Origin of the sequence: Mesorhizobium sp. M7A.F.Ca.CA.004.04.2.1 (genome assembly GCF_004022825.1) — a bacterium.
Classification (GTDB): Bacteria; Pseudomonadota; Alphaproteobacteria; order Rhizobiales; family Rhizobiaceae; genus Mesorhizobium.
The window spans coordinates 1-5097 of record NZ_RZPH01000398.1; the positions used below are offsets into that span (position 1 = coordinate 1).

At 61.6% G+C, this 5097-nt stretch carries 6 protein-coding genes; 2 read left to right on the forward strand and 4 right to left on the reverse strand.

The window, feature by feature from the left end:
- Positions 1-221 precede the first annotated feature (221 nt).
- Entirely contained in the window at positions 222-1163 is a 942-nt protein-coding gene (locus tag EN893_RS18315; protein ID WP_127267108.1) for a nucleoside hydrolase, read from the reverse strand.
- Positions 1164-1478: 315 nt separating this feature from the next.
- Here EN893_RS18315 and EN893_RS18320 point away from each other — a divergent pair, with 315 nt between their 5' ends.
- Together EN893_RS18320 and EN893_RS18325 are read left to right on the forward strand one after the other, a co-directional pair.
- Positions 1479-1904: an Hsp20 family protein gene (locus EN893_RS18320; protein WP_023760739.1), complete on the forward strand. Its 426-nt coding sequence runs from the start codon at positions 1479-1481 to the stop codon at positions 1902-1904.
- A 120-nt stretch (positions 1905-2024) separates the two neighbouring features.
- Complete coding sequence (locus EN893_RS18325) at positions 2025-2279, forward strand: DUF1150 family protein (RefSeq protein ID WP_023760740.1); 255 nt, start codon at positions 2025-2027, stop codon at positions 2277-2279.
- Between the two features lie 66 nt (positions 2280-2345).
- On the opposite strand, the gene ptsN is transcribed toward EN893_RS18325, so the two are convergent.
- The 3 genes from ptsN to rpoN form a co-directional block, all read right to left on the reverse strand.
- Positions 2346-2810, reverse strand: coding sequence for a PTS IIA-like nitrogen regulatory protein PtsN (gene ptsN / locus EN893_RS18330; protein ID WP_013529589.1), 465 nt, complete (start codon positions 2808-2810; stop codon positions 2346-2348).
- A gap of 102 nt (positions 2811-2912) precedes the next feature.
- Positions 2913-3497: a ribosome-associated translation inhibitor RaiA gene (gene raiA / locus EN893_RS18335; protein ID WP_013529588.1), complete on the reverse strand. Its 585-nt coding sequence runs from the start codon at positions 3495-3497 to the stop codon at positions 2913-2915.
- Between the two features lie 264 nt (positions 3498-3761).
- Positions 3762-5097, reverse strand: a 1336-nt coding sequence (gene rpoN / locus EN893_RS18340) for an RNA polymerase factor sigma-54 (RefSeq protein WP_128361684.1), incomplete at its 5' end; no start/stop codon positions are given.

The following is a 5097-nucleotide window of genomic DNA, read 5'->3' on the forward strand; positions in this document are numbered from 1 at the left end:
AGCATTGAACGCGTCACGCGCGACAATGGAACGATCTTTTATCGGTTTCCAGAGTGAACTGGCGGCTGGCGCCTCTTCCCTCGCCCCGGTTACGGGGGATGGGGTGGTCGCGAAGCGATAGGGTGAGGGGCAGCGCCGAGGGCGCAAGCAGAATCTCAACGTTTGTGCCGCCCCTCACCCGCCTGCCGGCACCTTCTCCCCGTAAACGGGGAGAAGGAGGCTCACAGCCGCCCCAGCCTCTCCACCAGTAGCGCGAAAAATCCGTCATGGTCGATGTCGCGCATCACCATGGCGTTCTTTGGCCGCTTGGTGACGCCCCACCAGTCGATCACGGTCATGCCCATGGTCAGTTCCGAGGCGGTTTCCACGCTGACGTTGCAGTTGCGGCCCTTGAACAGGTCAGGCTTTAACAGATAGGCGATGACGCAAGGGTCGTGCAGCGGGCCGCCGTCGGTGCCGTATTTCTCCTCGTCGAAGCGCTCGAAGAATTCCAGCATCTCGGCGGTGGCGGTGCCGACCTTGGTGCCGAGCGCGCGGAAGGTTTGCGTGCGCTTGGCGGTGGTCAGCGCCTTATGGGTGACGTCGAGGGGCATCATCACGATCGGAATACCGGATTTGAACACGACATCGGCGGCCTGCGGATCGACATAGATGTTGAATTCGGCGGTCGGGGTGACATTGCCGCCCTCGAAGAAGCCGCCGCCCATCAGCACGATTTCCTTGATGCGCGGTGCAATGCGCGGCTCGCGGATCAGCGCCAGCGCAATGTTGGTGAGCGGGCCGAGCGCACAAAGCGTGATCGTGCCGCTTTCTTCCCCCATCAGCGTCTCGACGATGAAATCGACCGCGTACCGGTCCTGCAGCTTCATCGTCGGTTCTGGCAATTGCGGTCCGTTGAGACCGGTCTTGCCATGCACTTCCTCGGCGGTGACCAGTTCGCGCATCAGGGGCCGGATGGCGCCGGCATAGACCTTGATGTCCGGACGGCCGGCCAACTCGCAGATCTTGCGGGCATTCTTTTCGGTAAGCTTCAGCGGCACGTTTCCGGCAACGGCTGATATGCCGACGATCTCCAGTTCGGAGCTGCCGAGCGCCAGCAATATGGCGACGGCATCATCCTGACCGGGATCCGTGTCGATGATGATCTTGCGTGATTGGGGCATTTCAATTCCTTGTTTGGCGAGGTCGTGGGCTTGAACCGATCCGATCGAAACATCCAAATGACGCCGAAGCGGTCGCGAGCTGCCATGTCGAACCGCTCGACCGGGAAAGACAATTCCCGACCTGCGCGCTTCTCCTTGCATCTGCTCGCCGTTTCAAGCGCCATGTCGGTCATTCCTGTGAGTCCACGCCTGGTCTTTTTGAGCGGGTCTGTTGACGGCTTGAACTTGGTCGCGGGGCGGACCATATCAAGGCCATCGGGAAAAATGCCATCTGGGTTTTTCCACTTTATGTCGCTCTTGAGAGGACAGTGTAACATGAGCCGAATGACGCCCTTTTCCAGCCCGCTTCTCCTTGGTTTCGACGCCATGGAAAAGACCCTGGAACGCCTGGCGAAATCCGGCGACAGCTACCCTCCCTACAACATCGAACGCCTCAGCGGCGCCGACGGCAAGACCGAAAGGTTGCGCATTACATTGGCGGTCGCCGGTTTCGCCGAAAGCGATCTCGATGTCACCACGGAGGAAAACCAGTTGGTCGTGCGCGGCCGTCAGACCGACGACACCGAGCGCGAATTTCTTCATCGCGGCATCGCCGCGCGCCAGTTCCAGCGCTGTTTCGTGCTGGCCGACGGCATGCGGGTGATCGCGGCGGAGTTGAAGAACGGTCTTTTGTCGATCGACCTCGATCGGCCGGAGTCCGAACGGCTGGTACGGAAAATAAACATATCGGTGAAAGACTGATCTTTACCACTGCATCGGCCGGAAATCGGCTCCGACTTCCGAAAGCACGATGCAGCAAATTGAAATGGCTCTCATGCGGGATGGCCTTGAGCGGCGTCCTCGCGCCAAGGAGGCTTTGAAATGACCAGAACTGAAAACATCACCATGACCAATGGCGAATTCGCTCATCTCGGCGAAGGCTCGGTCGCTTATCTCAGAAAGGTCTCGAGCGACGAATTGCTCGGCCGTTTCCCCAATCTCGGCGAAATCGCCCCCGGCATGGAACTGTGGGCCTTGTTTGCCGCCAATGGCCAGCCGATCCTGCTTTCCGATGCGCGTGACCGCGCTCTGGCCGGCGCCATGGAAAACGACCTGACCACCGTCGCCATTCATTGACAGCGATTCCGGCTGAAACGGAAAGGGCCGCCCATGGCGGCCCTTTAGCGATATCATTCTCGAAATTCAGGCCGCGTGCGAAGCCTGGGTGTCCGACAACAGCGCGTGGATAGCGGCGGCGTCGCGCGTACCCCTGATCTTGGCCACCGTGTCGGCATCGCGCAGGACCCGCGCGATGCGCGACAGTGCCTTGAGGTGGTCGGCGCCCGCCCCTTCCGGCGCCAGCAGCAGAAACACCAGATCGACGGGCTGATCGTCCAGCGATTCGAAATCGACAGGCGTCTCCAGCCGGGCGAAAACACCTGCGATGCGTTTCACGCCGGCCAGCTTGCCGTGCGGAATGGCGATGCCGTTGCCGACGCCGGTCGAACCCAGGCGCTCACGCTGCAGGATGGTGTCGAACACCTCCCGCTCCGGAATGCCGGAAATCGCCGCTGCCCGTTCGGACAGCAGTTGCAGCAGCTGCTTCTTGGAGTTCGCCTTCAACGCCGGCAGTATCGCCGGAACGTTGATAAGATCGCTCAGATCCATGCTAGAAAATCCCTTGTTCGCCTGCCGTCACCAGTCCCCACCCCTCGTGCGGCCGGCTCTTATTGCCGTGCGACCCTTGTCGTCACCGTGCGACCTTTGTCGTCACGCTTGCGCGACCTTGGTCGTCGACGGGTCGATCCAGCCGATATTTCCATCGGGTCGGCGATAGACGATGTTGAGATGGTCGGTTCCCGCATTGCGGAAGACAAAGACCGGGCTGTCCTTGGTGTCGAGTTCGATGACCGCCGACGCCACCGACATGGTCTTCAGCGTCATGGTTGATTCGGCGACGATGGCGGGCGCGAAATTCTCCGGAATGTCCTCGTCGTCATCGGCAAGCGGCGCCATCACCGTGTAGGCGATGTCGGTCGGCTGGCCGTTGGCGGCGCCCGAATTGTGCGATTTCAGCCTGCGCTTGTAGCGCCTCAGGCGGGTTTCCAGACGGTCCGCCGCCGCCTCGAAGGCTAGCGTCGGATCCTGGGCATCGCCGGTGGCCTGCAGCGAAGCGCCGGAATCCAGCCGGATCATGCAGTCCGCCGAATAGCGCGAGCCCGATTTGATGACCGTGACATGTCCGGCAAAGCCGCGATCGAAATATTTGCCGATCGCTTCGCCGACGCGATCATTGATGCGTGTCCGAAACGCATCGCCGATATCCATGTGTTTTCCCGATATGCGCAGATTCATCTGAAAACTGACCTTCCTTGCTCAGGCTTCAAACTGGCCCGAGTTTATACTCGTGATCCGTGCGCACAAGCTTTGCGGCGTCACTTGCGCCGATTTTAAATCCAAACTTTCCGGTTGATCACAAGCCGCCCTTTGACCGTCCCGAGGCCAACGTCGTGACGGACCATCCGCATGCGGGCATCTAGCCCGTCTCATGCGGGCGGGCTTCTAGCCACTTCACCGCGGCTTGTCAATGAAGTGCCGGCCTGTGGAAAATCGACCCGCTCAGCGCCCGGCGCTGGCCATCGCCCGTTTCTCGCGTCGGCGCTGCACCGAAGAGGGGATATTCATGCCTTCCCGGTACTTGGCGACCGTACGTCTTGCAATGTCGACGCCACTTTCGCGCAACATGTCGACGATCGCGTCGTCGGAAAGCACGTCGACGGGTTTTTCCTCGTCGATCAACTGCTTGATGCGGTCACGCACGGCTTCCGAGGAATGCGCATCGCCGCCGCCCGACGCGGCGATCGAGGCGGTGAAGAAGTAGCGAAGCTCGAACACGCCGCGCGGCGTCAGCATGTATTTGTTGGCTGTGACCCGGCTGACCGTCGATTCGTGCATGCCGATGGCGTCGGCCACCGTGCGCAGATTGAGCGGCTTCAGCTGCCGCACGCCATGGACGAGGAAGGCATCCTGCTGGCGAACGATTTCCGAGGCGACCTTGAGGATGGTCTTTGCCCGCTGGTCGAGGCTGCGCGTCAGCCAGTTTGCATTCTGCAGGCATTCGGCCAGAAAATCCTTTTCCGCCTGGTTCTTGGCCTGCGGTGAGACCTGGGCGAAATAGATATGGTCGACCAAGACCCGCGGCAGCGTTTCGGCATTGAGTTCGACCGTCCAGCTGCCGTCATTGGCCGCGCGCACCTCGACATCGGCGACGATCGCGTCGCTGGCGCCGCCCGAAAACGCCATGCCCGGCCGGGGATCGAGCGCCCGGATCTCCGCCAGCATGTCGAGCAGATCCTCCTCGTCGACACCGCATATCCGTTTCAATGCATGAAAATCACGTCGTGCCAGGAGTTCGAGATTGGCGACCAGCGCCTTCATCGCCGGATCGAGCCGGTTGCGCACCGCAAGTTGCAGCGACAGGCATTCGGCCAGGTCGCGGGCAAACAGGCCGGCCGGCTCGAAGGTCTGACACACCGCCAGCACCTTCGCCACGGCAGCGGCATCCGCACCGAGACGAGCGGCGATCTCGGCCAGGTCGGCACGCAGATAGCCGGTCTCGTCAAGGCCGTCGGCGAGTTCGGCGGCGATCAGCCGTGCAGCCGGGTCAGTGAAGGCTAGCGCCACCTGTTCACCGACATGGTCGCGCAGCGTGATCGCAGCAGTCGCCATATCGCCGGCGTCAAACCACTCGGATGAGGAACCCGCGCCATTGCCCGAAGCCGATTTCCATTGTGCCGTCAGGTCGGGACCGAGCCGCTCGCTGGTCCCCGGGTCGTCGGGGAACAGGTTTTCCAGCGACGTGTCGAGCTTGTCCGAGATCGCCTCGGCGCTCCACTGCGTCTCGTTTTCGAACCAGTCGCCTTCGGCGGTGGCTTGCGGCTCCGCCTCGATCTTC

Bases quoted from the DNA above. Each gene is read 5' to 3' on its own strand.
- EN893_RS18315 (WP_127267108.1), bottom strand. From the start codon at position 1,163: ATGCCCCAATCACGCAAGATCATCATCGACACGGATCCCGGTCAGGAT.
- EN893_RS18320 (WP_023760739.1), top strand. From the start codon at position 1,479: ATGAGCCGAATGACGCCCTTTTCCAGCCCGCTTCTCCTTGGTTTCGAC.
- EN893_RS18325 (WP_023760740.1), top strand. From the start codon at position 2,025: ATGACCAGAACTGAAAACATCACCATGACCAATGGCGAATTCGCTCAT.
- ptsN (WP_013529589.1), bottom strand. From the start codon at position 2,810: ATGGATCTGAGCGATCTTATCAACGTTCCGGCGATACTGCCGGCGTTG.
- raiA (WP_013529588.1), bottom strand. From the start codon at position 3,497: ATGAATCTGCGCATATCGGGAAAACACATGGATATCGGCGATGCGTTT.